At 61.1% G+C, this 26,586-nt stretch carries 25 protein-coding genes; 17 read left to right on the plus strand and 8 right to left on the minus strand.

Features of this window, described 5'->3' with window-relative positions; genetic code table 11:
* The first annotated feature begins 48 nt into the window (after positions 1 to 48).
* From PC358_RS22380 to PC358_RS27955, 6 genes are all read left to right on the plus strand, one after another.
* Entirely contained in the window at positions 49 to 597 is a 549-nt protein-coding gene (locus tag PC358_RS22380; RefSeq protein WP_033702989.1) for an Rnf-Nqr domain containing protein, read from the plus strand.
* Entirely contained in the window at positions 594 to 1,562 is a 969-nt protein-coding gene (locus PC358_RS22385) for an RnfABCDGE type electron transport complex subunit D (RefSeq protein WP_033702658.1), read from the plus strand. The genes PC358_RS22380 and PC358_RS22385 overlap by 4 nt, the downstream gene beginning before the upstream one ends.
* 8 nt (positions 1,563 to 1,570) lie before the next feature.
* Entirely contained in the window at positions 1,571 to 2,161 is a 591-nt protein-coding gene (locus PC358_RS22390) for an RnfABCDGE type electron transport complex subunit G (protein WP_033702659.1), read from the plus strand.
* A complete protein-coding gene (locus tag PC358_RS22395; RefSeq protein WP_033702660.1) occupies positions 2,154 to 2,678 on the plus strand; it encodes an Rnf-Nqr domain containing protein in 525 nt (174 codons plus the stop codon). The genes PC358_RS22390 and PC358_RS22395 overlap by 8 nt, the downstream gene beginning before the upstream one ends.
* A 4-nt stretch (positions 2,679 to 2,682) precedes the next feature.
* On the plus strand, positions 2,683 to 3,321 hold the full coding sequence (nth, locus tag PC358_RS22400) for an endonuclease III (RefSeq protein ID WP_033702661.1): 639 nt from the start codon (positions 2,683 to 2,685) through the stop codon (positions 3,319 to 3,321).
* A 104-nt stretch (positions 3,322 to 3,425) separates the two neighbouring features.
* Complete coding sequence (locus PC358_RS27955; RefSeq protein ID WP_033702662.1) at positions 3,426 to 3,602, plus strand: PA3496 family putative envelope integrity protein; 177 nt, start codon at positions 3,426 to 3,428, stop codon at positions 3,600 to 3,602.
* A 45-nt stretch (positions 3,603 to 3,647) separates the two neighbouring features.
* Here PC358_RS27955 and PC358_RS22410 read toward each other — a convergent pair whose 3' ends face one another.
* The gene (locus PC358_RS22410) at positions 3,648 to 4,274 is read right to left on the minus strand and encodes a response regulator transcription factor (RefSeq protein WP_033702663.1); all 627 of its coding nucleotides are present in this window, start codon (positions 4,272 to 4,274) and stop codon (positions 3,648 to 3,650) included.
* 369 nt (positions 4,275 to 4,643) lie between these two features.
* Between PC358_RS22410 and PC358_RS22415 the strand changes: the two genes are divergently transcribed.
* Positions 4,644 to 5,087, plus strand: a complete 444-nt coding sequence (locus tag PC358_RS22415; RefSeq protein ID WP_033702664.1) for a hypothetical protein — start codon at positions 4,644 to 4,646, stop codon at positions 5,085 to 5,087.
* Positions 5,088 to 5,157: 70 nt separating this feature from the next.
* Here the strand turns inward: PC358_RS22415 and PC358_RS22420 are convergent, their stop codons facing one another.
* Both PC358_RS22420 and PC358_RS22425 read right to left on the minus strand, forming a co-directional pair.
* A complete protein-coding gene (locus PC358_RS22420) occupies positions 5,158 to 6,375 on the minus strand; it encodes an argininosuccinate synthase (RefSeq protein WP_033702665.1) in 1,218 nt (405 codons plus the stop codon).
* Positions 6,376 to 6,544: 169 nt separating this feature from the next.
* Positions 6,545 to 7,510 carry a flagellar protein MotY gene (locus PC358_RS22425; protein WP_033702666.1) on the minus strand — a complete coding sequence of 322 codons (966 nt, stop codon included), beginning with the start codon at positions 7,508 to 7,510 and terminating at the stop codon, positions 6,545 to 6,547.
* 130 nt (positions 7,511 to 7,640) lie between these two features.
* Here PC358_RS22425 and pyrC point away from each other — a divergent pair, with 130 nt between their 5' ends.
* Positions 7,641 to 8,687: a dihydroorotase gene (pyrC, locus tag PC358_RS22430; protein WP_033702667.1), complete on the plus strand. Its 1,047-nt coding sequence runs from the start codon at positions 7,641 to 7,643 to the stop codon at positions 8,685 to 8,687.
* Positions 8,688 to 8,746: 59 nt separating this feature from the next.
* A complete protein-coding gene (rnt, locus tag PC358_RS22435; protein WP_371097688.1) occupies positions 8,747 to 9,358 on the plus strand; it encodes a ribonuclease T in 612 nt (203 codons plus the stop codon).
* A gap of 142 nt (positions 9,359 to 9,500) precedes the next feature.
* Here the strand turns inward: rnt and PC358_RS22440 are convergent, their stop codons facing one another.
* The gene (locus PC358_RS22440; RefSeq protein ID WP_033702669.1) at positions 9,501 to 10,103 is read right to left on the minus strand and encodes a peroxiredoxin; all 603 of its coding nucleotides are present in this window, start codon (positions 10,101 to 10,103) and stop codon (positions 9,501 to 9,503) included.
* Between the two features lie 212 nt (positions 10,104 to 10,315).
* Here PC358_RS22440 and PC358_RS22445 point away from each other — a divergent pair, with 212 nt between their 5' ends.
* Positions 10,316 to 10,534 (plus strand): bacterioferritin-associated ferredoxin, encoded by a 219-nt coding sequence (locus PC358_RS22445; protein WP_033702670.1) that lies wholly within the window; start codon positions 10,316 to 10,318, stop codon positions 10,532 to 10,534.
* 201 nt (positions 10,535 to 10,735) lie between these two features.
* The gene (gene bfr / locus PC358_RS22450; protein WP_027594191.1) at positions 10,736 to 11,209 is read left to right on the plus strand and encodes a bacterioferritin; all 474 of its coding nucleotides are present in this window, start codon (positions 10,736 to 10,738) and stop codon (positions 11,207 to 11,209) included.
* 57 nt (positions 11,210 to 11,266) lie between these two features.
* On the opposite strand, the gene grxD is transcribed toward bfr, so the two are convergent.
* Positions 11,267 to 11,602 carry a Grx4 family monothiol glutaredoxin gene (grxD, locus tag PC358_RS22455; protein WP_033702671.1) on the minus strand — a complete coding sequence of 112 codons (336 nt, stop codon included), beginning with the start codon at positions 11,600 to 11,602 and terminating at the stop codon, positions 11,267 to 11,269.
* A 91-nt stretch (positions 11,603 to 11,693) separates the two neighbouring features.
* Positions 11,694 to 13,802: a molybdopterin oxidoreductase family protein gene (locus PC358_RS22460; RefSeq protein WP_033702672.1), complete on the minus strand. Its 2,109-nt coding sequence runs from the start codon at positions 13,800 to 13,802 to the stop codon at positions 11,694 to 11,696.
* A 364-nt stretch (positions 13,803 to 14,166) separates the two neighbouring features.
* Between PC358_RS22460 and argF the strand changes: the two genes are divergently transcribed.
* Complete coding sequence (gene argF / locus PC358_RS22465; RefSeq protein WP_033702673.1) at positions 14,167 to 15,087, plus strand: ornithine carbamoyltransferase; 921 nt, start codon at positions 14,167 to 14,169, stop codon at positions 15,085 to 15,087.
* Entirely contained in the window at positions 15,084 to 16,193 is a 1,110-nt protein-coding gene (locus tag PC358_RS22470) for an ABC transporter ATP-binding protein (protein ID WP_033702674.1), read from the plus strand. Before argF ends, PC358_RS22470 begins: the two co-directional genes overlap by 4 nt.
* A 41-nt stretch (positions 16,194 to 16,234) precedes the next feature.
* On the opposite strand, the gene ybaK is transcribed toward PC358_RS22470, so the two are convergent.
* Positions 16,235 to 16,705 (minus strand): Cys-tRNA(Pro) deacylase, encoded by a 471-nt coding sequence (gene ybaK, locus PC358_RS22475; protein ID WP_033702675.1) that lies wholly within the window; start codon positions 16,703 to 16,705, stop codon positions 16,235 to 16,237.
* 302 nt (positions 16,706 to 17,007) lie between these two features.
* On the opposite strand from ybaK, the gene PC358_RS22480 reads away from it, so the two are divergent.
* The 4 genes from PC358_RS22480 to glpD all read left to right on the plus strand — a co-directional run bounded on the left by PC358_RS22480 (position 17,008) and on the right by glpD (position 22,345).
* Positions 17,008 to 17,859, plus strand: coding sequence for an MIP/aquaporin family protein (locus PC358_RS22480; protein WP_033702676.1), 852 nt, complete (start codon positions 17,008 to 17,010; stop codon positions 17,857 to 17,859).
* Positions 17,860 to 17,910: 51 nt separating this feature from the next.
* Entirely contained in the window at positions 17,911 to 19,410 is a 1,500-nt protein-coding gene (gene glpK, locus PC358_RS22485; RefSeq protein ID WP_033702677.1) for a glycerol kinase GlpK, read from the plus strand.
* 129 nt (positions 19,411 to 19,539) lie between these two features.
* Positions 19,540 to 20,295, plus strand: a complete 756-nt coding sequence (glpR, locus tag PC358_RS22490; protein WP_033702678.1) for a DNA-binding transcriptional repressor GlpR — start codon at positions 19,540 to 19,542, stop codon at positions 20,293 to 20,295.
* A gap of 520 nt (positions 20,296 to 20,815) precedes the next feature.
* Positions 20,816 to 22,345, plus strand: a complete 1,530-nt coding sequence (glpD, locus tag PC358_RS22495; protein WP_033702679.1) for a glycerol-3-phosphate dehydrogenase — start codon at positions 20,816 to 20,818, stop codon at positions 22,343 to 22,345.
* Positions 22,346 to 22,380: 35 nt separating this feature from the next.
* Here glpD and PC358_RS22500 read toward each other — a convergent pair whose 3' ends face one another.
* Complete coding sequence (locus PC358_RS22500; RefSeq protein WP_033702680.1) at positions 22,381 to 26,508, minus strand: NEL-type E3 ubiquitin ligase domain-containing protein; 4,128 nt, start codon at positions 26,506 to 26,508, stop codon at positions 22,381 to 22,383.
* Between the last annotated feature and the right edge of the window lie 78 nt (positions 26,509 to 26,586).

A 26,586-nucleotide genomic window follows, 5' to 3' on the forward strand; every position in this document is an offset into this window, starting at 1 on the left:
CCCGCTGAATGCCGGACAATCGCTGTGATTCCCGGCTATCGTCAGTTCATGAGTGACTACATTCTGGTTCTGGTCAGCGCCACGCTGGTCAATCATCTGTGCTTGGCGCAACAGCCGACTTCCCGGCTGCGCTTGCATGTGCTCGGGCTGGCCTGCGCCTTGGCCATCGTGCTGGGGCTGATTGGCGCCCACCTGCTGAGGTGGCTGGTGCTCGACCCTTGGCAACTCCACGAACTGAGCCTGTTCCTGTTGCTGCCCTGGCTGGCGCTTCTGGCCTTCGGCATCCCCTGGGCACTGGCAAGGCTGCGCCCTGCTTGGCCGGTGGCTGACCTGCCCACACTGCTGCTGTGCAACGCCAGCGTGCTGGGCCTGGCGCTGCAAGGGGCAGGTGACGGCAATGCCTGGTCGGCAACACTGACCAAAGGCCTGCTGGCAGGCGCAGGCTTGTGGCTTGCTCTGGTTCTTTTCGCCGACTTGCGCCAGCGCAGCGCCCAGGCCGACATCCCAGTCGCCCTGCGCGGCCTGCCCATAGAGCTGCTTGGCGCCGGAGTGATGGCCATGGCGTTTTCCGGCTTCAACGGACTCTTTGCGCAATGAAGCCCGACCCCCGCCTGCGCACGAGCATGGCCCTGGTGCTACTGGCCTGCCTCCCCGGTTTGCTGACACTACTGTGGCAGCAGGGCTGGGGGCTGCTGTGCAACCTGCTGCTATGCGCCAGTGCAGCGCTGCTCTGTGAAACACTGATATTGAAGCTGCGTGGCGAGCCCGTCAGCCTGGCACTGACCGACGGCAGTGCACTGGTGACCGCCGTGCTACTGACGGCGGCGTTGCCCACCCTGGCCCCTTGGTGGCTGCCCATGATCGCCGCTGGCACGGCTATCGGCATCGGTAAACAGGCCTTTGGCGGGGTCGGCCGCAACCTGTTCAACCCGGCCATGCTGGGCTATGCCTTCGTGTTGCTGAGCTTTCCCTCACAGATGAACCATTGGCCAGGTCAGCCGGCTGGCTTGTTCGAGACCCTGCAGCAGGTATTTGGCGGCGCCGAGCACATCGATGCCTGGGCCCAGCCGACCCTACTCGATGGCCTGCGCCATAACCGCAGCCTGACCGTTGATGAATTGTTCGCCACCCACCCGGGCTTCGGCAATATCGGCGGGCGCGGCGCGGAATGGGCCAACCTGGCGTTTTTGCTGGGTGGGCTGTTTCTCTTGCAGCGCAAGGTGTTTAGCTGGCATGCGCCAGCAGGTTTGCTGGCGGGGTTGTCGCTGTTCAGCCTGCTGGCCTGGAACGGCTCAGGCTCGGACTCCAATGGCTCCCCCTTGCTGCACCTGTTTTCTGGCTCGACCATGCTCGCCGCTTTTTTCATCGCCACCGAGCCTGTCTCCGGCCCCAGGAGCGATTGGGCCAAGCTGGTGTTCGGCTTTGCTGTGGGCCTGTTGATCTACCTGATCCGCACCTGGGGCAGTTACCCCGACGGCACGGCGTTCGCCATTCTGCTGATGAACCTTGCGGTCCCCAGCCTTGAACGGCTTGCCTTGCGCCGCCAGCAGGCTGCCCGGTGAGCCCCCATATGCGCACGGCAGGGTTGCTGCTGGTGACTGCGGTACTGGCATTGTCGACCGCGCTGATCTGGCGCGAGTGGACCCTCCCCGCCGTCAGCCAAGCCGAAAAGCAGCTGCAGAGCCGTCAGAGGCTCGCCGTCCTGCCGGAGGGCAGTTACGACAACCTGCCGTTGGATACCCCACTGCCAAGGCCTGCCTCGCATCGCCCGCACAGTCGCATCGTGGCGGCCTACCGGGCTACGCTGGCGGGTAAGCCTGCGGCCATCGTCCTGGTGACCCAGGCCCAAGGCTATGCCGGGCCAGTGGTGCTAAGCATCGCCATCGCCCCTGATGGGCGACTGATCGGTAGCCAGGTGGTCGAACAGCAGGAAAGCCCCGGGCTCGGTGGTCGCCTTGCCGACCCGCAAGTGAACTGGCTGAAGCAATTTGCCAATCGCCGCCTGAGTGATCACTGGGCATTGAAGCGTGACCAGGGCGATTTCGACCAACTCGCAGGCGCAACAGTGACCTCGCGGGCAGTTATCGAGGCATTGCAAGATGCCCTGGTCTATTTCGATGAACATCGCCACGACCTCCTTGGGGACCCTGCCGATGAATAAGGGCTACTTGCTGGCCGCCAGCCTTGCCCCTCTTCTGGGAGCCACGCAAACGTTGCTCTTGGCCGCAGCCCTAGGTGCGTGCGCGGTGATGATGATCGGCCTGCATCAAGTAGTGCTGGTGCCGTTGCGCAACCGCCTGAAAGGCGCCGCACACATGCTGGCAAGCCTGCTGTTATTGGCGGCCCTGGCCAGTTGCCTGCAATTGGCCCTGTGGGCCTGGCTGCTGCCGGTAGCACTGCTGCTGGGCCCGTACCCTGCGCTACTGTGCCTGCCGTGCCTGGTAGCAGACTATCTGCTGCCACATGAAGGGCGTTGGCGCTCACTGTTGTTGAATCTGGCTGGCCTGCTGGCCGCCTGCCTGCTGCTCGGCGCCTGCCGCCAATGGCTGGCCGAAGGGCTGGGCCTGCACCTTGCCAGCCTCGCCCCTGGCGCGCTGCTACTGCTCGGACTGCTGTTGGCCTTGTACAATCACCTGCGTCCGGGCACCGCCCACCCACGTCGTCAAGGAAAGCGCTGATTCCATGAATGCCGCAAAACGCCTGGAGATCTTTCGCAGGCTGCACGAAGACAACCCCGACCCGAAAACGGAACTGGCCTATACCACACCGTTCGAACTGCTCGTCGCCGTCACGCTTTCAGCGCAATCCACTGACGTAGGCGTGAACAAGGCCACCGCTCGCCTGTTCCCCGTGGCCAATACGCCGGAAGCGATCTACGCCCTGGGCGTCGAAGGGCTGAGCGCATACATCAAGACCATCGGGCTCTATAACAGCAAAGCCAAGAACGTGATCGAGGCCTGCCGACTGCTGATCGAGCGCCATGACAGCCAGGTGCCAGAAACCCGGGAAGCCCTTGAAGCGCTGCCTGGCGTTGGGCGCAAGACTGCCAACGTGGTACTCAACACGGCGTTCCGGCAGCCAACCATGGCGGTGGACACGCACATTTTCAGGGTCAGTAATCGCACCGGCATTGCACCCGGCAAAACGGTGCTTGAGGTCGAGAAGAAGCTGGTCAAGTTTGTACCCAAGGACTACCTGCTCGATGCCCACCACTGGCTCATCCTGCATGGGCGCTACGTATGCCAGGCACGCAAGCCCAGGTGCGGGAGCTGTCGGATCGAAGACCTCTGCGAATACAAGCAGAAGACGTCTGACGATTGAGCCGATAGCGAAAAACCACCCGGCACGATTGAAAAAATCTTTTTTACCAGCGTCAGCTTTCTGGTTATAAGGACGGCCAATGGCCCCTTGGCTTGGAGCGACTCATGAGTGCCGATAAAGACGACCTGTCAATCGAAGATGATTTTGTTGCCGTGGATGATGAAGCGGAGCCGCAGGTAGAAACTGCAAAGACCAACCTGAGCAAACGCCGCACGATCGACAACCTGCTGGAAGAGCGGCGCCTGCAGAAACAACTGGCCGATTTCGACTACGATCTGTAGCTTTTTTTGCAAAGCCTCCCTCAGGGAGGCTTTGCATGCTGGCGGTCAGTTAAGCCCGTGGCGCTGAGCCAGTTCGATCAGGTCTACCAACGACCTGGCGTTCAGCTTGAGCAGCAAGCGTGACTTGTAAGTGCTGACGGTCTTGTTGCTGAGGAACATGCTGTCGGCAATTTCCTTGTTGGATCGCCCGCGCGACAGCTGCTGTAAAACGGTCATTTCCCGGGCCGAGAGGCGGTTGACCATATCCGTCTCGCTGCCACCACTGCCCCTGCCCCGTGACGCATGCAAGGCCTGGTTGGGGAAGTAGCTGTAGCCTGACAGCACGGCCTTGATGGCGCTTAGCAGCTCGGTCAACTCCTGTTGTTTGCACACATACCCCGCCGCCCCCGCCTGCATGCAACGCATCGAGAAGTTACCAGGCACCTGCGAGGTCAGCACCAACACTTTGCTGCCTGGGCTGAAGGCTGCCATGCGGGCGATGACTTCAAGGCCATCGAGTTTTGGAATACCGATATCGAGCACCACGATATCCGGTAGGTGTTCACGCGTCAGTTGCAAGGCGGCCACGCCGTTATCGGTTTCCGCAACGACGTCGTACCCGTGCCGCTCCATCAGCATGCGCACGGCCAGGCGTATAACCGGATGATCATCCACGATAAGGACTTTATTCATGCGATATCCATTCATTATTGATTTTTGCTGTGGCACGCCACGATAACCGACAGAACGCTTCAGGGTGCAACGATTTGCCAGTGAAACTCATGAATAGAGAAAACTTACAACACTTGCAGAAATTTCCTACAAAAGCATGTGCAGAGCCAACCGTGAAACTTAATGATCCGCAATTAAAACCTATCATCGCTCCAATCGACATGACCAGCTGAAAACGAACCTTCGCGTGCAGATTATTCCACTTCACAGGCGCTGAAAAAACCAGGCTTAACAGGTATTCAAAGACAATTCTCAACCGGGAAACAATCCAATCTTTAGTTGAGCGCCCGCGTAGGGTAATGATGAACAAAACCGCAGGAGACAGCCCTCATGCCCGAAGCACAACCTGTCGCCCCGCTGACGATCATTGCCATCTTCGCGGGGATTATCGAAGCATCCGCCCTTGCGACACTGCCGTTCCTCAGCGAATCCAGCCAGAGCCTCTATACATGGTTCCTGGTGGGCTTTCCGTTTTTCCTTACAGCGCTGTTCTTTTTGACGTTAAACTTCAATTACAAGTCGTTTTATAATCCTGTATCAAGCAAAACAACCAGCGACAGCCCCACCGCGACGGTCACGGAAGTACCCGAGCCTATTACCGTTATCTTCTCCGGCCCAGATGCCCAGCCCATGCTGGAACAGCAAGTCCGCCTTGCCCTCGCGCAATCGCCTGAACCCGCGCACCGCTGGCGCTTCTGTAATCTCGAGAAAAACCAATGCGCAAGGCTGTCGGTCTGCACCCTCGAGCAAGATGCCGCCAATCTCAGGGGATGACGACCCGCTGGATGTCGACGCAAAAAAAAACCCCGGCCTGAGCCGGGGTTCGTGCGATGCGTGCCAGTACTCAGAGCAACGAACGGCCCTTGTTGGCGGCAATGCGCATACGCAGCGCATTGAGCTTGATGAAGCCGGCAGCGTCCGCCTGGTTGTAGGCGCCGCCATCTTCCTCGAAGGTCGCAATGTTGGCATCGAACAGCGAGTCGTCCGACTTGCGGCCAACCACGGTGACATTGCCTTTGTACAGCTTCAGGCGTACCACGCCATTCACGTTGACCTGCGACGCGTCGATCATCTGCTGCAGCATCACACGCTCCGGGCTCCACCAGTAACCGGTGTAGATCAGGCTGGCATACTTCGGCATCAGCTCATCTTTCAAGTGAGCGACTTCACGGTCCAGGGTGATCGACTCGATCGCACGGTGGGCGCGCAGCATGATGGTGCCGCCAGGGGTTTCGTAGCAGCCACGAGACTTCATGCCGACGTAACGGTTCTCGACGATGTCCAGACGGCCGATGCCGTTGGCACCACCGATGCGGTTCAGGTCGGCCAGAACGGTGGCCGGGGACTTCTCGACACCATCGATGGCGACGATGTCACCGTTGAGGTAAGTCAGCTCGATATAAGTAGCCTGGTCCGGGGCGTTCTCCGGAGAGACGCTCCAGCGCCACATGTCTTCCTCGTGCTCGGTCCAGGTATCTTCCAGGACACCGCCTTCGTAGGAGATGTGCAGCAGGTTGGCGTCCATCGAGTACGGCGACTTCTTCTTGCCGTGACGCTCGATCGGGATGCCATGCTTCTCGGCGTAGTCCATCAGCTTCTCGCGGGACAGCAGGTCCCACTCACGCCAAGGGGCGATGACCTTGACGCCCGGCTTGAGCGCATAGGCACCCAGCTCGAAACGAACCTGGTCATTGCCTTTACCGGTTGCACCATGGGAAATGGCGTCAGCACCGGTTTCGTTGGCGATTTCGATCAGGCGCTTGGCGATCAGCGGACGGGCGATGGAGGTACCCAGCAGGTACTCGCCTTCGTAGACGGTGTTGGCGCGGAACATCGGGAACACGAAGTCACGCACGAATTCTTCGCGCAGGTCGTCGATGTAGATCTCTTTCACACCCATTGCCTGTGCCTTGGCACGGGCCGGCTCGACCTCTTCGCCCTGACCCAGGTCAGCGGTGAAGGTCACCACTTCGCAGTTGTAGGTATCCTGCAGCCACTTGAGAATCACCGAAGTATCAAGGCCGCCGGAATACGCCAGTACGACCTTATTTACGTCCGCCATGCCATCACTCCACGGGGTTGTACGGAAAGGGGTCGATTCTAACGGCGTTATGGAAAAATTTACAGTGGGGCGACAGCTTCTGACGACAAAGCGACAGTAATTGTCGATGGCGCGACGTCTGTCGGGCGCTATGGGACGGCTGCGAGGGGGCGCGCCGCCCATCTCACTTTCAGGGCACTTTCGCACCCGGTGCGGGGGACGCCGGCGCGGCAATAGGCGGACTGGCAGCAGCAGGCAGCTGTACAGGTTTTTCCACCGGCTTCTCGACGGGTGTCTCAGCGACTGCAACCCGATCCAGTTCGATATTCACCCGTCGATTGCGCGCCCGGTTGGCAGCACTGTTGTTCTTCGCCAGCGGATACCGCTCGCCGTGGAAGCGCACGGTGATCTGCGCCTCCGGCACGCCATGGGCTTTGAAATAGTCCGCCACCGTCATCGCCCTGCGCCGGGATAAATCACGGTTGGTCAGGCGGTTGCCGCTGTTGTCGGAATGGCCGTTGAGCTCGATGTGATTAACCGTCGGGTCGGCCTTGATATAGTCAAGAACCACATCCAGCCGTGCCTTGGCCGAATCGTCAAGTTCGATGCCACCGCCAGGGAAACCCACCTGAGTCTGGCGAACCTGGTCATAGTTCATCGCCAGCAACTTGCTGGCACACACCTGGTAGTCGCCATAGGCCTTGGCGAAACTGACCGGCAACACCCGCACTTCCATGGCCCGGCCCGCTTCGCCGGTGTAGTTGCGTACCACCGTGCTGCGCCCATCGAGCAGACCATTGATCAGGCGGCTGGCCTGACCCTGGGACGAGCTGAACAGCACGCCCGTGCGCGCCATGCGCACGGTGCCCAGGTTGATGTCACCGCGCCCAGGCTGCCAGGGCGCCGCCGCCGCCAGCAGTGTGGCAGGCCCGGCCCCCAGCACATTGCTGTGCGAGCGCAGTTGGAACACCGGCTGCTCACCTGCCCGGCGCACGAATTCGCCACTGCCAAAACCGTCGATCGGCTGGATCAGACGGCACTCGAACTGGTCGCCCTCGACTTGCCAGGCAATGTTCTCCATGCGCGTCTGGAAAGTCAGTGCACCGGCCGGCAGGCTGGCGAACAGGGTGAACATGGCTAGGTAACGCTGGCGCACGGGCGGCTCCACAAATTCTGACGGCTTACCTGCAGGGTATCGGACGCCGTCCGAAAAACTTGATAGCCGTGCTCGGGCCAGGGTTTTCCGGTAGCATTGGGCCTTGAGTTCGACCCGCCTGGAATCCCCAATGTCCGATCGCCTGACCCTCCTGCGTCCCGACGACTGGCACATCCATCTGCGCGATGGTGCCGTCCTGCCCCATACCGTTGGTGATGTGGCGCGTACCTTCGCCCGTGCCATCATCATGCCCAACCTCGTACCGCCGGTGCGCAATGCCGTCGAAGCCGGTGCCTACCGTGAGCGCATCCTCAATGCGCGTCCGGCCGGCAGCCGCTTCGAACCGCTGATGGTGCTTTACCTCACCGACCGCACCAGCCCCGAGGACATCCGCGCGGCCAAGGCCAGCGGTATCGTGTATGCCGCCAAGCTGTACCCGGCCGGCGCCACGACAAACTCCGATTCAGGCGTGACCAGCATCGACAACATCTTCCCCGCCATCGAAGCGCTGGCCGAAGTCGGCATGCCACTGTTGGTGCACGGTGAAGTGACGCGTAGCGAGATCGATGTCTTCGATCGCGAAAAGCGCTTCATCGACGAACACATGCGTCGCGTGGTCGAACGCTTCCCGACGCTCAAGGTGGTGTTCGAGCACATCACCACCAGCGATGCCGCGCAGTTCGTCAGCGAAGCGCCGGCCAACGTCGGCGCGACCATTACCGCCCAGCACCTGTTGTACAACCGCAACCACATGCTGGTGGGCGGCATCCGCCCGCACTTCTACTGCCTGCCGATCCTCAAGCGCAACACCCACCAGGTGGCGCTGCTGGACGCGGCCACCAGTGGCAACCCGAAATTCTTCCTCGGCACTGACTCGGCCCCTCACGCCCGTCACGCCAAGGAAGCCGCCTGCGGTTGCGCCGGTTGCTACACCGCTTATGCGGCCATCGAGATGTACGCCGAAGCGTTCGAGCAGCGCAATGCGCTGGACAAGCTGGAAGGCTTTGCCAGCCTGCACGGCCCGGCATTCTATGGCCTGCCGGCGAACACCGACACCATCACCCTGGTCCGTGAAGAGTGGACCGCACCAGAAAGCCTGCCGTTCGGCGAGCAGACGGTGATACCGCTGCGCGCTGGCGAGAAGCTGCGCTGGCGCCTGCTGGAGGAAAACGCGTGAGCGAAGACCTCTACGAAGACGATCAGGACAGCCAGGCCGGGGGTGGCTCGCGCCACCCGATGGCAGAGCGCTTCCGTGGCTACTTGCCGGTGGTGGTGGATGTCGAGACCGGCGGCTTCAATAGTGCCACCGACGCCCTGCTGGAAATCGCCGCCGTCACCATCGGCATGGACGAGAAGGGCTTCCTGTTCCCCGAACACACCTACTTCCACCGGGTTGAGCCGTTCGAAGGGGCCAATATCGAGGCGGCCGCGCTGGAGTTCACCGGCATCAAGCTGGACCACCCGCTGCGCATGGCAGTGAGTGAAGAAAGCGCGTTGACCGATATCTTCCGAGGCGTGCGCAAGGCGCTCAAGGCCAACGGCTGCAAGCGGGCCATCCTGGTCGGCCACAACAGCAGCTTCGACTTGGGCTTCCTTAACGCTGCGGTCAACCGCAATGACCTCAAGCGCAACCCCTTCCACCCGTTTTCCAGCTTCGATACCGCCACCCTCGCCGGCCTGGCGTATGGCCAGACCGTGCTGGCGCGGGCCTGCCAGAGCGCCGACATCGACTTTGATGGGCGTGAAGCGCATTCGGCGCGTTACGACACCGAGAAGACGGCCGAGCTGTTCTGCGGCATCGTCAACCGCTGGAAAGAAATGGGCGGCTGGCGCGATTTCAACGACTAAGCAGCCACAAGCTTCAAGCAGCAAGAAAGGGCAGACAGCACACGCTCGGTTTTTCTTGAAGCTTGCAGCTTGCAGCTTGCAGCTAGAAACTTGAAACAAAAAAAACCGGCCACGAAGGCCGGTTTTTTTATGCGCGCGGCAATTACAGCTTGCCAGCGTTCTCGCTCAGGTAAGCAGCAACGCCTTCTGGCGAAGCGTTCATGCCTTTGTCGCCTTTTTTCCAGTTGGCAGGGCAGACTTCGCCGTGCTCTTCGTGGAACTGCAGGGCATCGACCAGACGCAGCAGCTCGTCCATGTTACGGCCCAGTGGCAGGTCGTTGACGATCTGCGAACGGACCACACCGTTGGTGTCGATCAGGAAGGCGCCACGGAAGGCCACGCCGCCTTCGGACTCAACGTCGTAGGCCTTGCAGATTTCATGGGTGATGTCGGCAGCCAAGGTGTACTTGACCTGGCCGATACCGCCGTTGTTGACCGGGGTGTTACGCCAGGCGTTGTGGGTGAAGTGCGAGTCGATCGAAACGCCGATCACTTCCACGTTGCGGGCCTGGAAGTCAGGGATGCGGTTGTCCAGGGCAATCAGCTCGGACGGGCAGACGAAGGTGAAGTCCAGCGGGTAGAAGAACACCAGGCCGTACTTGCCCTTGATGGCCGAGGCCAGGTTGAAGCTGTCGACGATTTCGCCGTTGCCCAGCACAGCCGGAACGGTGAAATCGGGGGCTTGTTTACCAACGAGTACGCTCATTGTTATCTCCTGATGAGGGTGAAAAACCGTTTGCCGGGCCAGACGGGCTTGCCCGACATCCAACAAAGGCCGACCATCATACACGGCTTCTCATGACAGACCGAATCCAACCACCGGTCGCTCAAGCACGGCCCTCTCAGAAAGTCTTTTGACAAGCATTCTCATTACGATTAAGCTCCAACCATCGACTCAACCAGCGATGGTCCGACTTTATGTATGTGTGTCTTTGTGTCGGCGTGACCGACGGACAGATCCGCGATGCGATCTTTGAAGGATGCTGCAGCTACAAGGAAGTTCGAGCCGCGACCAATGTCGCCAGCCAATGTGGCAAATGCGCCTGCCTTGCCAAGCAAGTGGTCCGCGAGACCCTGACCGAGCTTCAGGTCAGCCAGGCCACCCTGCCCTATCCGGTAGAATTTACCGCTGCCTGAAACCACTCATTTTGAAGAACCGGACCTTGTGTCCGGTTTTTTTATGCCCGAAATTCAATAACTTAGCACTCCAACGCGCTTCACAAACATTCTTATTCCTATTCATTTTCACTTATTATTCAATAACTTAGGTTTGACAGCCCTAAGTATCGGGCTCAAACTTCCCTGTATTGGCACACTTCTACAGGGCAGGAACCCGTCATGAAAGGCGACGTAAGCGTCATCCAGCATCTCAACAAGATCCTCGGAAACGAGCTGGTCGCGATCAACCAGTACTTCCTGCACGCACGCATGTACGAAGATTGGGGCCTGAACAAACTCGGCAAGCACGAGTACAAAGAATCCATCGATGAGATGAAGCACGCTGACAAACTGATCAAGCGTATTCTCTTCCTCGAAGGCATCCCCAACGTGCAGGACCTGGGCAAGCTGCTGATCGGCGAGCACACCAAAGAAATGCTCGAGTGCGACCTGAAGATCGAGCAGAAAGGCCTGATCGACCTGAAAGCCGCCATCGCTCACTGCGAAACCGTCGGCGACTTCGGCTCGCGTGAAATGCTCGAAGACATCCTCGAGTCCGAGGAAGAGCACATCGACTGGCTGGAAACCCAGCTGAGCCTGATCGACAAGATCAGCATCGAGAACTACCTGCAATCGCAGATGGGCGAAGAGTAAAATCGCCGCCCATAAAAAAACCCGCCATGAGCGGGTTTTTTTATGTCTGCGCGAAGATCAGGCTTCAGCAGCCTTTGCCTTGGCAGCAGCGTCCTTGATCAGGGCCTGCAGCTCACCCTTCTCGAACATTTCGAGCATGATGTCGCTACCGCCGACCAGCTCGCCCGCTACCCACAGCTGCGGGAAGGTTGGCCAGTTGGCGTACTTGGGCAGGTTGGCACGGATTTCCGGGTTCTGCAGGATGTCGACGTAGGCGAACTTCTCGCCACAACCCATCACAGCTTGCGATGCCTTGGCCGAGAACCCGCACTGCGGGGCATTCGGCGAGCCTTTCATGTAAAGCAGAATGGTGTTGTTGGCAATCTGCTCTTTGATCGTTTCGATGATATCCATGGAACACCTCGTCTGAACTTTCCGACTCGATGGTCGGCACGGTGACGCATTGTATCGGAAAGCCGAGCGCAGTGCGCGGCCTTGCCATTGCTCAGGCGGCCTCCACGTGCACAGGTACGCCATTGAGGGCGGCATTGCCCGACACCTGATCGCGCAAGCGCTCATCGGTCAGGTCGTTGGCACTGACCCCGGGCTGCCCGTGGGCTATCCGCAATTGCACGCCCTGGCGCCCATGGCCATAGCCGTGCGGCAGGCTGACCACGCCTGGCATCATGTCCGTGCACGCCTGCACCTCGACTTCGAGGGTGCCGGTACGTGAGCGTATGCGCACGCGCTGGCCATCGTGCAACTGCCGCTGCTGCAAATCCTCAGGGTGCATCAACAGCTGATGACGCGGCTTGCCTTTGACCAGCCGGTGGAAGTTGTGCATCCACGAGTTGTTGCTGCGCACGTGGCGGCGGCCGATCAGCAACAGCGCGCCAGCAGCCATCGGCGCCTGCCGCGCAAGCCTGGCCAAGTCATCCAGCAACACCTGCGGTGCCGCCTCGATGGCCTGGCTGGCAGTGTTCAGGCGGGCCTGCAGATTGGCGCCTAGCGGGCCCAGGTCGAGCCCGTGGGGGTGCCGATCGAGTGCTTCCAGCGAGAGCTTCCAGGCCGAGCCTTCGCCGTAGCGCCCTTTGCGCAAGGCCCAATCGATCATCTGCGCCGGCGCCTGGGTTGGCTTGAGTTCAAGGGCGGCCCGTTCGGCCAAGGCCTTGGCCAGGCCGACAAAGATCTCCCAGTCATGCAGCGCGCCTTCGGGCTTGGCCAGGATCGCGCGGTTGAAACGGGTCACATTGCGCACCGCCAGCAGGTTGAAGGTGCTGTCGTAGTGATCGTTCTCAAGTGCCGACGTGGACGGCAGGATCAGGTCGGCATGGCGCGTGCTTTCATTGATGTACAGGTCGATGCTGAGCATGAACTCGAGCCCCGCCAGCGCCCCGTCCAGTTGCCGACCGTTGGGCGTGGACAGCACAGGGTTGCCCGCCACCGTCACCAAGGCCCGCACCTGCCCGTCACCGGGCGTGAGGATTTCTTCGGCCAAGGCGGCGACCGGCAGCTCGCCAGCGTACTCCGGCAGCCCCGAAACCCGGCTTTGCCAGGCATTGAAGTGCCCGCCCGAGGTACTCGCCACCAGGTCCACCGCAGGCTCGGTACACAAGGCGCCACCCACCCGATCCAGGTTGCCGGTTACCAGGTTGATCAATTGCACCAGCCAATGGCACAGGGTGCCGAAGGCCTGGGTCGAGACGCCCATGCGGCCATAGCAGACCGCCTTGTCGGCTGCCGCAAAATCACGCGCCAGCTGACGGATATCGGCGGCAGCGATGCCGCACAACGGGCTCATGGCGTCGGCGGTGAACAGGGCGAGTGCACTGCGCACCTGATCCAGGCCATTGATCGGCAAGTGTGATCCACGGGTCAGGCCTTCGTCGAACAAGGTATTGAGCAGGCCACTGAGCAATGCAGCATCGCCGCCGGGAAGAATGAACAGGTGCCGGTCAGCCATGGCCGCTGTTTCGCTGCGCCGTGGGTCCACCACCACCAACTGCCCGCCCCGCATACGCAGCGCCTTCAGGCGCTTTTCCACATCAGGCACGGTCATGATGCTGCCATTGGACGCCAGCGGGTTGCCTCCCAGAATCAGCATGAAGTCGGTGTGGTCGATGTCCGGTATCGGCAACAACAGACCGTGGCCGTACATCAGGTGGCTGGTCAGGTGCTGGGGCAACTGGTCCACCGAGGTGGCTGAAAACCGATTGCGGGTCTTCAACAAACCGAGGAAATAGTTGCTGTGGGTCATCAGCCCATAGTTGTGCACGCTCGGGTTGCCTTGATACACCGCCACCGCGTTGCGACCATGCGCCTGCTGGATGCTCCAGAGCTTGTCGGCCGCCAGGGCGAAAGCCTCGTCCCAGCTGACCGCCTGCCAGCGCTCGCCAATCCGACGGTGGGGCTGACGCAGGCGGTCGGGATCGTTCTGGATATCTTGCAGGGCCACTGCCTTGGGGCAGATGTGGCCGCGGCTGAACGGGTCGTCCGGGTCGCCTTTGATCGAGGTGATCCGCGCCTGCCCGTCGTCCTCATGGCTGACTTCGATGTTCAGCCCGCAGATCGCTTCGCACAGGTGACAGGCACGGTGATGCAGGGTCTTGGTCATGGCCGCCTCTGCCTGATGATGGGTCTGATGGCGACTATGCGCCCAGCCGAACGCCCTCGCCAGCGCGCTTCGTGCCATGAATTGCCCGACATCAGGCAAACGATTCGCGACACGCATTTGCCAAATCGCGGGCAAGCCGTGTACAACCTCTGTAGCAAATAAAAAACAGCGCACGCTCAATGGGTAACGACACCCCTTGCAACAGAGCCGCTGTTTCCCCTCTTGGTTTCAGGCGACATTTAATTATAGTATTGCGCCTTTCCCTATTTCGTCCGCCCCGTGCGGCTTACGCCGCAGGTCACTCCCGTTGTCAAAAAAAACCATACGGTCGACCTGCATACCGTTGCAGATAAGGTAGTCAATCATGAGCGCTAGGCACTTTCTCTCCCTGCTGGACTTCACCACCGACGAATTGCTCGGGGTGATCCGCCGCGGCATCGAGCTGAAGGACCTGCGCAAGCGAAGCGTGCTGTTCGAGCCCCTCAAAAGCCGTGTGCTGGGGATGATCTTCGAAAAGTCATCGACCCGTACCCGCGTGTCGTTCGAGGCCGGCATGATCCAGCTGGGCGGCCAGGCCATCTTCCTGTCGCCTCGCGATACCCAGCTGGGCCGTGGCGAACCGATCGGTGACAGCGCTATCGTCCTGTCGAGCATGCTCGACGTGGTGATGATCCGTACCCACGCCCACAGCACCCTCACCGAGTTCGCGGCGAAGTCGAGCGTGCCGGTGATCAATGCCCTGTCCGACGAGTCGCACCCGTGCCAGCTGCTGGCCGACATGCAGACGTTCCTCGAACACCGCGGCTCGATCCAAGGCAAGACCGTGGCGTGGATCGGTGATGGCTTCAACATGTGCAACTCCTATATCGAAGCCGCCCGTCAGTTCGATTTCCAGCTGCGCATCGCCTGCCCGGAAGGTTACGAGCCGGATCCACGCTTCATGGCATTAGGCGGTGATCGCGTGCAAATCATCCGCGACCCCAAGGAAGCCGTGCGTGGCGCGCACCTGGTGACCACCGATGTCTGGACTTCCATGGGCCAGGAGGAGGAAACTGCACGGCGCCTGGCGCACTTCGCGCCTTACCAGGTCACCCGCGAACTGCTCGACCTGGCGGCACCCGACGCCCTGTTCATGCACTGCCTGCCAGCCCACCGTGGCGAGGAAATCAGCCATGACCTGCTCGACGACCCTCGTTCGGTCGCCTGGGACCAGGCTGAAAACCGCCTGCATGCACAGAAGGCCCTTCTCGAATTCCTTGTAGAACCGGCTTACCACCACGCATGAGTCAACCCCTACTGCTCAACCTGCGCAACCTCGCCTGCGGCTATGGCGACCAGCGCATCGTCCAGAACCTCAACCTGCACCTGAACGCAGGCGACATTGGTTGCCTGCTGGGTTCATCCGGTTGCGGCAAGACCACCACCCTGCGCGCCATCGCCGGTTTCGAACCTATCCATGAAGGCGAGATCCAGCTGGCGGGCGAGGTCATCTCCCGGCCAGGCTTCACCCTGGCCCCAGAAAAGCGCCGCATCGGCATGGTGTTCCAGGACTACGCCCTGTTCCCGCACCTGACCGTGGCCCAGAACATCGCCTTCGGCATTGCCAAGCACCCGCGCCAGGCGCAGGTCGTCGAAGAGATGCTCGAGCTGGTCAAGCTCGGTGGGCTGGGCGGCCGCTATCCGCATGAGCTGTCCGGTGGGCAACAGCAACGGGTCGCGCTGGCCCGCGCGCTGGCCCCGGAGCCTCAGTTGCTGCTGCTCGACGAGCCGTTCTCCAACCTCGACGTGGAACTGCGCCGGCGCTTGAGCCATGAAGTGCGCGACATCCTCAAGAGCCGTGGCACCAGCGCCATTCTGGTGACCCATGACCAGGAAGAGGCGTTTGCCGTCAGCGATCACGTGGGTGTGTTCAAGGAAGGTCGCCTGGAGCAGTGGGACACCCCTTACAACCTCTACCACGAGCCGCAGACGCCGTTCGTGGCCAGCTTCATTGGTCAGGGCTATTTCATCCGTGGCCAGATGAGCAGCCATGAGGCGGTCAATACCGAACTCGGTGAGCTGCGCGGCAACCGTGCGTACATCATGGCGCCGGGGAGTTCGGTAGATGTGCTGCTGCGCCCTGACGACATCGTGCATGCGCCAGACAGCCCGCTGCGGGCGAGCATCGTAGGCAAGAGCTTCCTGGGTGCGTCGACGCTGTATCGACTGCAACTGGTTACCGGTAGCCAGCTGGAGGCGATCTTCCCCAGCCATGTCGATCATCAGGTCGGTGAGGAAGTCGGGATTGCCGTGGCCGCCGATCACCTGGTGCTGTTCCCGGTGCCGGGCAGTGTCGCGGCGCAGTTGCCGCGGCAGGAGAACGGCGTTCGTCGGTACAGTTCGGCGACCTGATTCACGATTGCCGGGGCTGCTGCGCAGCGGCCCCAGCCATTTCAGCCCCGGCCGATACCGGCAAACGTGCCCTGAGTATGTTCAGCCAGCACCGCAGCCGCCAACTCCACCTCCAGCCCGCGCCGCCCGGCGCTGACATGGATAGTTGCAAAGTGTTGCGCCGACTCGTCGATAAAAGTGCGCAGGCGCTTCTTCTGGCCCAACGGGCTGATACCGCCCACCAAGTATCCCGTGGCGCGCTGAGCCGCCGCCGGGTCGGCCATCTCGCACTTCTTCACACCGGCCGCATGGGCCAGTGCCTTGAGGTCCAGGGTGCCCACCACCGGTACCACGGCCACCAGCAATTCGCCTTTCTCACTGCTCGCCAACAAGGTCTTGAACACCTGCTGCGGCTCTAGCCCGAGCTTTTCCGCTGCCTCCAACCCATACGACGCCGACTTCGGATCGTGCTCATAACTGTGCACGCGATGTTCAGCGCGGGCTTTTTTCAACACGTCTAGGGCGGGGGTCATGCGCAGCTCCGGTCGAGTACAAGTCGGCGGCTACTTTAGGACATATCCCACATCACAGCCAATACACAGCTTACGCGCCTCTCTAGCGTGCGGTTTCGCGCGCCCTAACAACGTCCAGATCGTGACTGACCGTTCACTTTCGACCTTTGACATAAGCGTTTCTTGTCTATATTTTTTCGTTTCTGAATAAATGGTGCACTTTTAAGGTGCATTTCCAACTTCTGCCTGGGGTCAATGGGGATCGACACCGGGCTTTGCTGTCGAGCGCCACGCGCCTCACAACAAAAAAAACGAGGTCATACATGACGACTGCTCTACGCGAACCCACTCTGTCCAGCCAGTGCCTGGCCGAGTTCCTCGGCACTGCGCTGCTGATCTTCTTCGGCACCGGCTGCGTGGCCGCGCTCAAAGTCGCGGGTGCCAGCTTCGGCCTGTGGGAAATCAGCATCATCTGGGGCGTCGGCGTCAGCATGGCTATCTACTTCACTGCGGGCGTTTCAGGTGCGCACCTGAACCCGGCCGTGAGCATCGCCCTCACCCTGTTCGCCGGTTTCGACAAGCGCAAGCTGCCGTTCTACATGCTCGCCCAGGTCTGTGGCGCCTTCTGCGGCGCAGCGCTGGTCTACACCTTGTACAGCAATCTGTTCTTCGATTTCGAACAAGCCCATGCCATGTTGCGAGGCAGTACCGAAAGCCTCGAACTGGCCTCGGTGTTCTCTACCTACCCGCACCCCTCACTTTCGACCGGCCAGGCATTCCTGGTGGAAGTCGTCATCACGGCCATCCTCATGGCCGTGATCATGGCCCTGACCGACGACAACAATGGCCTGCCACGTGGCGCCGTCGCGCCGCTGCTGATCGGCCTGCTGATTGCCGTGATCGGCAGCGCCATGGGGCCGCTGACCGGCTTCGCGATGAACCCAGCCCGCGATTTCGGACCAAAACTGATGACCTTCCTGGCCGGTTGGGGCGAAATCGCCTTCACTGGCGGACGAGATATTCCCTATTTCCTGGTTCCGGTGTTCGCACCGATCCTCGGCGCATGCCTGGGCGCCGCCGCGTATCGCGGCCTGATCGCCCGCAACCTGCCGGTGGCGCCCACCGCGAACCCTGAGACAAACGACAATCGCCAGGGCGATACTCAAGTCAACTGATGCGGCCTCACGCCCAAGCCCTGACTTCCTCATTTTGCAAGGCCAACGACCATGACAGACACCCTGGATAAGCACTACATCATCGCCCTGGACCAGGGCACCACCAGCTCGCGAGCGATCATTTTCGACCGCGACGCCAATGTGGTCGGCACCTCCCAGCGCGAATTCGTCCAGCACTACCCGCAGGCTGGCTGGGTCGAACACGATCCGATGGAGATCTTCGCCACCCAGAGCGCCACCATGGTCGAAGCCCTGGCTCAGGCCGGCATCAGCCACGCCCAGGTCGCTGCACTCGGCATCACCAACCAGCGCGAAACCACGGTGGTGTGGGACAAGGAAACCGGCCGCCCGGTTTACAACGCCATTGTCTGGCAGTGCCGCCGCAGCACCGAAATCTGCGCGCAGCTCAAGCGTGATGGCCACGAAGACTACATCCGCGAGACCACGGGCCTGGTCACCGACCCCTACTTCTCCGGCACCAAACTTAAGTGGATCCTCGACAATGTCGAAGGTGCCCGTGAACGCGCCGAACGCGGCGAACTGCTGTTCGGCACCATCGATACCTGGCTGATCTGGAAGTTCTCGGGCGGCAAGGTGCATGTCACCGACTACACCAACGCCTCCCGTACGCTGATGTTCAACATCCACAGCCTGGAATGGGACGACAAGCTGCTGGAAATTCTTGGCATTCCACGCCAGATGCTGCCCCAGGTACGCCCCTCTTCCGAAGTCTACGGCCACACCAAGAGCGGCATCGCCATCGCCGGTATCGCCGGCGACCAGCAGTCCGCGCTGTTCGGCCAGATGTGCGTTGAGCCCGGTCAGGCCAAGAACACCTACGGCACCGGCTGCTTCCTGCTGATGAACACCGGCGACAAGGCCGTCACGTCGTCCCACGGCTTGCTCACCACCATCGCCTGCGGCCCCCGCGGCGAAGTGGCCTACGCACTGGAAGGCGCCGTGTTCAACGGTGGCTCCACCGTGCAGTGGCTGCGCGACGAACTGAAGATCGTCAACGATGCCCTCGACACCGAGTACTTCGCCAGCAAGGTCAAGGACAGCAACGGTGTGTACTTGGTGCCCGCCTTCACCGGCCTGGGCGCCCCCTACTGGGACCCCTATGCCCGTGGTGCCCTGTTCGGCCTGACGCGTGGGGTGAAGGTCGACCATATCATCCGTGCTGCATTGGAATCGATCGCCTACCAGACCCGTGACGTGCTTGACGCCATGCAACAGGATTGCGGCCAACGCCTGTCCGAACTGCGCGTCGACGGCGGCGCGGTAGCCAACAACTTCCTTATGCAGTTCCAGGCCGACATCCTCGGCACTTGCGTGGAGCGCCCGAAAATGCGTGAAACCACAGCCCTTGGCGCCGCCTACCTGGCGGGCCTTGCCTGTGGTTTCTGGAGCAGCCTGGACGAGTTGCGCGACAAAGCGATCATCGAGCGCGAGTTCAGCCCACAACTGGATGAGACGCAAAAAGAGAAGCTGTACGCCGGGTGGAAGAAGGCGGTCGATCGTACCCGCGACTGGGAAGACCACGCGGTTTGAATCGGCGTTGAAGCGTGCGGCGTCATCGCGGGCTTGCCTGCGATGACGCCGACACCAACGTCCGCTGGCCGTCATCCCCTTCCTACGGCATCATTGCAGAATTTGTCCGGCTGCCCAAAAGGACCGCCCATGAATCTGCCCCCCCGCCAACAACAAATCCTCGAGCTGGTACGCGAACGCGGCTACGTCAGCATCGAAGAAATGGCACAGCTGTTCGTCGTCACCCCGCAAACCATCCGGCGCGACATCAACCAGCTCGCCGAGCTCAACCTGCTGCGCCGCTACCACGGTGGCGCCGCCTACGATTCGAGCATCGAAAACACCGCCTACGCCATGCGTGCCGACCAGATGCGCGATGAAAAGCAGCGTATCGCCGATGCCGTTGCCCAGCAGATTCCCGACCATGCCTCGCTGTTCATCAACATCGGTACCACCACCGAATCGATTGCCCGTGCGTTGCTGAACCATAGCCACCTGAAGGTGATTACCAACAACCTGCACGTGGCCTCGATTCTGGCTGCCAAGGACGATTTCGAAGTGTTGGTGGCCGGTGGCACGGTGCGGCGTGATGGTGGGGTGGTGGGCCAGGCCAGTGTCGATTTCATCAGCCAGTTCAAGGTCGACTTCGCCCTGGTCGGGATCAGCGGCATCGATGAGGATGGCAGCCTGCTCGACTTCGACTACCAGGAAGTTCGGGTTTCCCAGGCAATCATTGCCAATGCCCGGCAGGTTATTCTGGCTGCCGACTCCAGCAAGTTCGGGCGCAATGCCATGGTTCGCCTGGGGTCGATCAACCTGGTCGATTGCCTGGTGACCGACCAGACGCCCACGGCGGCCCTGAACCAGTTGCTCAATCAGTACAAGATTCGCCTTGAGGTGGTTTGAGCCCTGGGACTTCGAAGGCCTGGCTGGGAATAGAGTGAGGGCTGAAAGTCGCCTGTCTTGAGTTTTGCAGGGGCGTCAAAATCGAGCGCCGCCCGCGCGGCGCTTCGCGGCACAAGGCCGCTCCCCCATTTGTTTTCGGCCAATTATTCCTGAGGTATTGGCGCGACCCCTTTGGAGCCCGCCTCGATATCGCGTCGTACAAACAAGGGGGCGCGCGCAAATGCCACAGGCCTCACTGGCCCGAAACAAATGTGGGAGCGGCCTTGCGCCGCGAAGCGCCGCGCGGGCGGCGCTCGATCTCACAGGCGCCAAAGATGTTGTGACAAGCACTTGCAACCCCACACCCTTCCAGAACACCCCGCCAACACCCCCGCGATTTTCGAATTTGTTCATTTCCTTCTCATTCAATCAGTTTTTTCTATAACCCACGACTGGATACTGCCTTTCCATTGCGCTAATATTTTCGGAAACGAACATTAATGTTCATATTCGATGTGAACAGCCCCAGGAGGCCTTGCCCGTGTCCCAGCCCGTTTCGTCCCAGCCCCCCCTCGCCGACTGCTATGACCTCGCCGTGATCGGCGGTGGCATCAATGGCGTGGGCATCGCTGCCGACGCCGCCGGGCGTGGCCTCAAGGTCTTCCTCTGCGAAAAGGACGACCTGGCCCAGCACACCTCCTCCGCCAGCAGCAAGCTGATCCATGGCGGCCTTCGTTACCTGGAGCACTACGAGTTCCGGCTGGTCCGCGAAGCACTGGCCGAGCGTGAAGTGCTGCTGGCCAAGGCGCCGCATATCGTCAAGCCCATGCGCTTCGTGTTGCCACACCGCCCGCACTTGCGCCCGGCCTGGATGATCCGTGCCGGCCTGTTCCTCTACGATCACCTGGGCAAGCGCAAGCGCCTGGGCGCCTCGCGCAGCCTGCGCTTCGGCCCGGGCTACCCGCTCAAACCGGCGATCACCCGTGGCTTCGAATACGCCGACTGCGCCGTTGACGACGCACGCCTGGTGGTGCTCAACGCCATGGCCGCACGCGAAAACGGTGCACACATCCATACCCGTACCCGTTGCCTGCGCGCCGAACGCGTCGACGGCCTGTGGCACGTGGAGTTGCAGCAAGCCGATGGCAGCGTGCACAGCATTCGCGCCCGGGCATTGGTCAACGCCGCCGGCCCTTGGGTCGCCAGCTTCATCAAGGATGACCTCAAGCTCGATGCGCCGTACGGCGTTCGCCTGATCCAGGGCAGCCACCTGATCGTGCCGCGCCTGTACGAAGGGGATCACGCCTACATCCTGCAGAACGAAGACCAACGTATCGTCTTCTGCATCCCCTATCTGGACCGTTTCACCTTGATCGGCACCACCGACCGCGAGTACAGCGGCGACCCGGCCAAGGTGGCGATCACCGAGCAGGAAACCGACTATCTGCTGAAGGTGGTCAACGCGCACTTCAATCATCAACTGAGCCGCAGCGATATCCTGCACACCTACTCCGGCGTGCGCCCGCTGTGCAACGACGAATCGGATAACCCGTCCGCCGTCACCCGTGATTACACCCTCGCGCTTTCCGCCGCTCAAGGCGAGGCGCCTTTGCTGTCGGTGTTTGGCGGCAAACTGACCACGTACCGCAAGCTGGCCGAGTCGGCCATGGCAGAACTCAAGCCGTTTTTCAGCCAGATGAGCCAGAGCTGGACAGCCCACTCTGCCCTGCCCGGTGGTGAAGGCATGAGCACGCCTCAGGCCCTGGTCGACGACCTGCTCACGCAGCACCAATGGCTCGCGCCGGATATCGCCAAGCGCTGGGCAGTGACCTACGGCAGCCGCACCTGGCAGTTGCTGGAAGGTGTGAACGGCCCGGACGATCTGGGCCAGGCGATTGGTGGTGGCCTGTTCACCCGGGAAGTCGATTACCTGCGCGAAACCGAATGGGCTGTCAGCACTCAGGATATCCTCTGGCGCAGAACCAAACTGGGCCTGTTCACCAGCGACAGCGAACAGCGCGCACTGGCTGATTACCTTGCTCAGGGCGACGCACGCAGCAACGCCGCCTGAACCCTGCGCGGCGACCGCCTGACGGTCGCCCGCACTCAGAACTCCCGACCGTACGCCTCCTTTGCCAACTGCAGGTAAAGGGCACGCTCTTCGCCATTTAGCGTTTCCATCAATGCCGCAGCGCGCTCAAGGTACTGCTGCTCGCCCGAGTCGCCAGCCTGAAGCTCATAAGCCTCCAGCTGTTCATGAAACGGTGCGGCCAAGGCTTCGAAGCGCTCAGGGTAGCGATTGCGCACATAGCCTTGCCAGAACTCTCGTTGCGCCAGTGACTGGCTCAGCACGTCGGTATTTTCACCGGCCAGCACACTAGCACCCGCACGCATGATCCGCGTACGGGTCACACCGCTGTGCTCAAGGTAATTCATATGCCGCGGTTGGGCCGGTAGATCGAGCCTGTCAGCCAGGTGAACCCGGTAGGCAAGGTAAACTTCGATGTCATCCACCGCGGCAAAAGGGTCCTGGCGCATTTCCTGGATATGCCGAGCGGCAATACTGTCCACTTCGTCCAGGCGATAAAGCGAGCGCCCGAGCCTCAGCAAGGTCGCCTCGGCCCGCGCGCCCCCCTCACCGGCCGCGTGCAAGGCAATATGGGTTCTGACTTCCAGTTGGCTGAGGATCAGTAACAGCCGGTCCTCACAGGTCCTGCGTCCTTGCGTCTGCCAGAACACCGCTTCACGCACGTCAGTGTTGTCCGCGCAAAGCTCGAGTATCCGCCACACCCTGGCGCGGTAGTAGCGCGGGTGATCGAGGAAGTCATCAGAACTTGCGAAATCTGCCAGAAAACGAAACAGATCTACCGACTGTGTCTCCTGAGACAAACTCGTCCAGATCTGCGTGCGCTGGGTGCGTACGGCTTCGTCGGTACCCTCCATCCATCGATCCAGCAGCGTACTGTCGGCGATGGCGTGTTGATAAGAGCTACGCCGGTGGAGGGTCGCAACCGTGTGACTGTGGGCAATCAGCTCCTCGCCCGCTTCGTCCAGAGGGTTGTCATGCAGTGCCAACCGTTGCAGTCGATCGCTCAAGCTGCGCAACTGCCCGTTCAACTGACGAATCTGATTCTCGCGAACATCCACTAACCCCCTCCAAGGCATCTGGCCGTCATCTGGCAATTCTTGCAGCCCGGTTCCGCGCAGCGACACTTCGCGCAAGTTACGCAACCCTGAAAGGTCTGGCGCCTGGCCCAAGGGGTTATAGTTCAGATCAAGTTGCTGGAGCATCGCAAGGCTTGCCAGCCTTTGACTGCCCGCCCCATCGACGGTAATCCAGTTACCCGACAGTCGCAGCGTACGCAGCTCGGTTAAACGTTCCAGGCCAAGTGGCAAGGTGCTCAACTGATTGTCCCGCAGGTCCAGTTCGCGCAGGTGGGTGAACCTGCCCAGGAAATCCTCATCGACCTGCTCAAGGCTCATGTTGCGTAACGTCAAGCGTCGCACATGGCCAAACTCGATGCCTGCCGGCAAGGCCGGCAAGCTGCCCACCTGTTCGCCATCGATATGCAGGACAAAGTCATCACCGGCAAGGCCGACCGTCTTGCGCCGCCAGGCACGACGAATCTGGTTGGCCACGCGTCGCCGCCTGAGCCCATCCATGAAGCTCACCCGCTGCCGCTGCCAGGCGTCAAGTGCACCGCGCAGGCTTTCCAGCCGCTGCTGAAGGCTGCTGAGATGGTCCCAAAGGCCGACCCTGCGTTGCATCAGGTCGAGCAGGTAAGCGTCCAATTGAGCATCGGTCAGGGTAGGGAAAATTTCATGTAAGCCGCGCCGGATCGCCTGACGGCTGCTCTCGCCGCCGCCACTCAGTGCATAGCCAATTCGGCCGTCTGCTATGCGCTGCGGCGGTCGATAGCGTTCAGCGATAGGCGGCAAGCCCATCATTTTTGCGGCTTTTTCGCGATCGACGCTGGCTTGTCGGGAGAGCCTTTGGCCGAGTTCAGGGGCCATCAACTCGGGGCCGCCAAGCGCCACTTTCTGATCGTCCTCCAGGGTGTGCAGCAAACACGGCAACAAGCCCGTAGCTGACCCTGCTGGGGTGGCATCACTCAAGTAATAACCCTGCTCGGTCTGGATGATGCGTCTGACTTGCGACGCGTCGTTAGCGCCCTTCGACGCCAGCAAGCGACCGCCCGCTTCCCCAAGGCGCAGTTCAATGCGCACCGACGGCGGCCAAGGCGCCAGTTCATTGATCAGCTCAAAGGCCAAGCGCTGGGTATCGAAATTGATCTCACCTTCATGCTCGAACCCCATCAGTGCGCGGTCCAGCCGACTTTCCCGCAAGAACCAGCGTGCACGCTCGGCCATTGCCAATGGCACACGACCACTGGCCAGCAGCGCCTTGATTTGCTCACCGTTTGCCAGCTCGAGAATTTCTTCGGCGCAACGCACGGACAAGCCCGGAAATACCCTCATCAGTATTGCGCCAGCAGCAGAGGGTACAGCCTGGCGAATAGCCAGTTCGCGCTCGAAAGCGGCGCCACGCAGGTGCGGCTCAAGTACATGGCACTCGTGGCGTGCATGGGCATCAAGCAGCCGCGCTGGGGCTGGCGCCTCTTGCAGGTGCAGATGGCGCAACTGATTGTGTCCGAGCCCGGTTACCCGAAGCAGCGTTTCGGCAGTCTGGTCAGAGGCTTGCGCGAAGTCCCCGCCAAATCTGCGCATCAGCGGGCCACCGCCATCGAGGTGATGGGGCGAGAGCGGCCGGTCCGCCAACCTGCAGCGGCCCTCGCCTTCGTGCAGGGGCGTGAGCGCATCGACAAACGGCACCCGTTCCAGCACCCGGCCCACACCCACTACCCCGACGCCCACCGCGGCACCGACAGCAAGGTTCTCTGCCACGCCAAACAGGTGATCCAGTGCCCCTTGGCGGTCCCCTATCCGCCAATCGGCATAGCTTTTGTAGACTTCGCTGACCACGTCCACCGCAGCCACGGCAAACATCACCTCCCCCAATACCGGAATGAACAGCGCAGCCAGGTTGAGCACATCGAGCCCCGCACTCTTGAGCGCTTCCAGCCGCTGATGGCGCTCGATGGCGGTTTCGTCTGCGGTGGGCACTGCCAGGATTCTTGCATCATCAAGCATCTTGTCGACCTGCAAGCCACGCAGATAGGCGAACAAGGGCGTATCGATGGCGAAATTGCGCCCATCCAGAACAGCTGGCGCTTGCACGCTGCTGGCTTCGATCAGGCGCTCCAGGGTGGCCGTGAAGCTGGGCCGGTCGCGTTCACTGATGAAGCGTCTGAAAAAGGATCGGTAATGAGGCGCACGCAACCGTTTGGCCAATGACTGGTACAAGGTCTCCCAGGAGGCGTGCCTGGTCACCGGCCGATACGGATCCCGCGGTATCCAACTGATGATCCCCACCAGCGGCCCTTCAGCACGCTCGCGTAGCTCCAGGGTGACAAGACCATGGATACGCTTGCCCAGCAGATATAACTGGCGGGGCGTGACAACACCCGGGGTCGCCGGCACGATGGGGTTGCTTGCGAACACCGGCAACAAGCGCAAGTAGTCGACTTCGTCCAGCTCGGACTTGATCCTTGCAATACGCACTGCAACGTCCAGCTGGGCACGCAGGTTTTCTTCGAACATGCGCTCTACAGCGACACGGGCAAAACCCTCGGGTGCCGGGGGCCTGCTTGTGGGAAAAAGTTGCGAGCGGAGCATGTTCTGATACTGGCCGCCAATGTCCAGTTCCCTGCAACAGCGGGCAAACGCTTCGAACTTCAGCGAAAGCTTCTCCCCACGGCCGTCCTGCAGGTAGGCACGTCGATGGAGTGACGGCAAGGTCTCGTCCTCGTGAAAATTATGCAACGCAGCCGTCAGCAACGGTTGCACGCTGTGGAGTGTCCTCCACGGTGTATGCAGGCGTGGTGCTGCGCTGGGCAGAGGCACATCGTCCTCGATGTAGACCTGCATGCTTCGCACATCGACATCGTCCAGGCCCTTGGCGCGCAATGCCTTTTCGAGCAGGGGCGTGGCAAAAGCCTCCAGGCTGGGAATGCCTGCCAACCTGTTTTTGACATTTTCCGCAGCGGCCTGCTGCTGGCGCAGCGCCCTGTGCAAGGTCAGAAGAAGATCGACATTGGCAGTTCTCAGCCAATCGGCAAGCTGGCGGGCAATGAAGGCATCGACGGAATCGGAGGGGATCGGAATGACGGACACGGCATGCGCTCCTGATGATGAGGCAGCCAGCTCAACATTTGCGTTTCATGCCGGTGTGTTACTTAAAGCTGATGCCCC

The organism is Pseudomonas capeferrum, assembly GCF_000731675.1.
In the GTDB taxonomy this organism is placed as follows: domain Bacteria; phylum Pseudomonadota; class Gammaproteobacteria; order Pseudomonadales; family Pseudomonadaceae; genus Aquipseudomonas; species Aquipseudomonas capeferrum.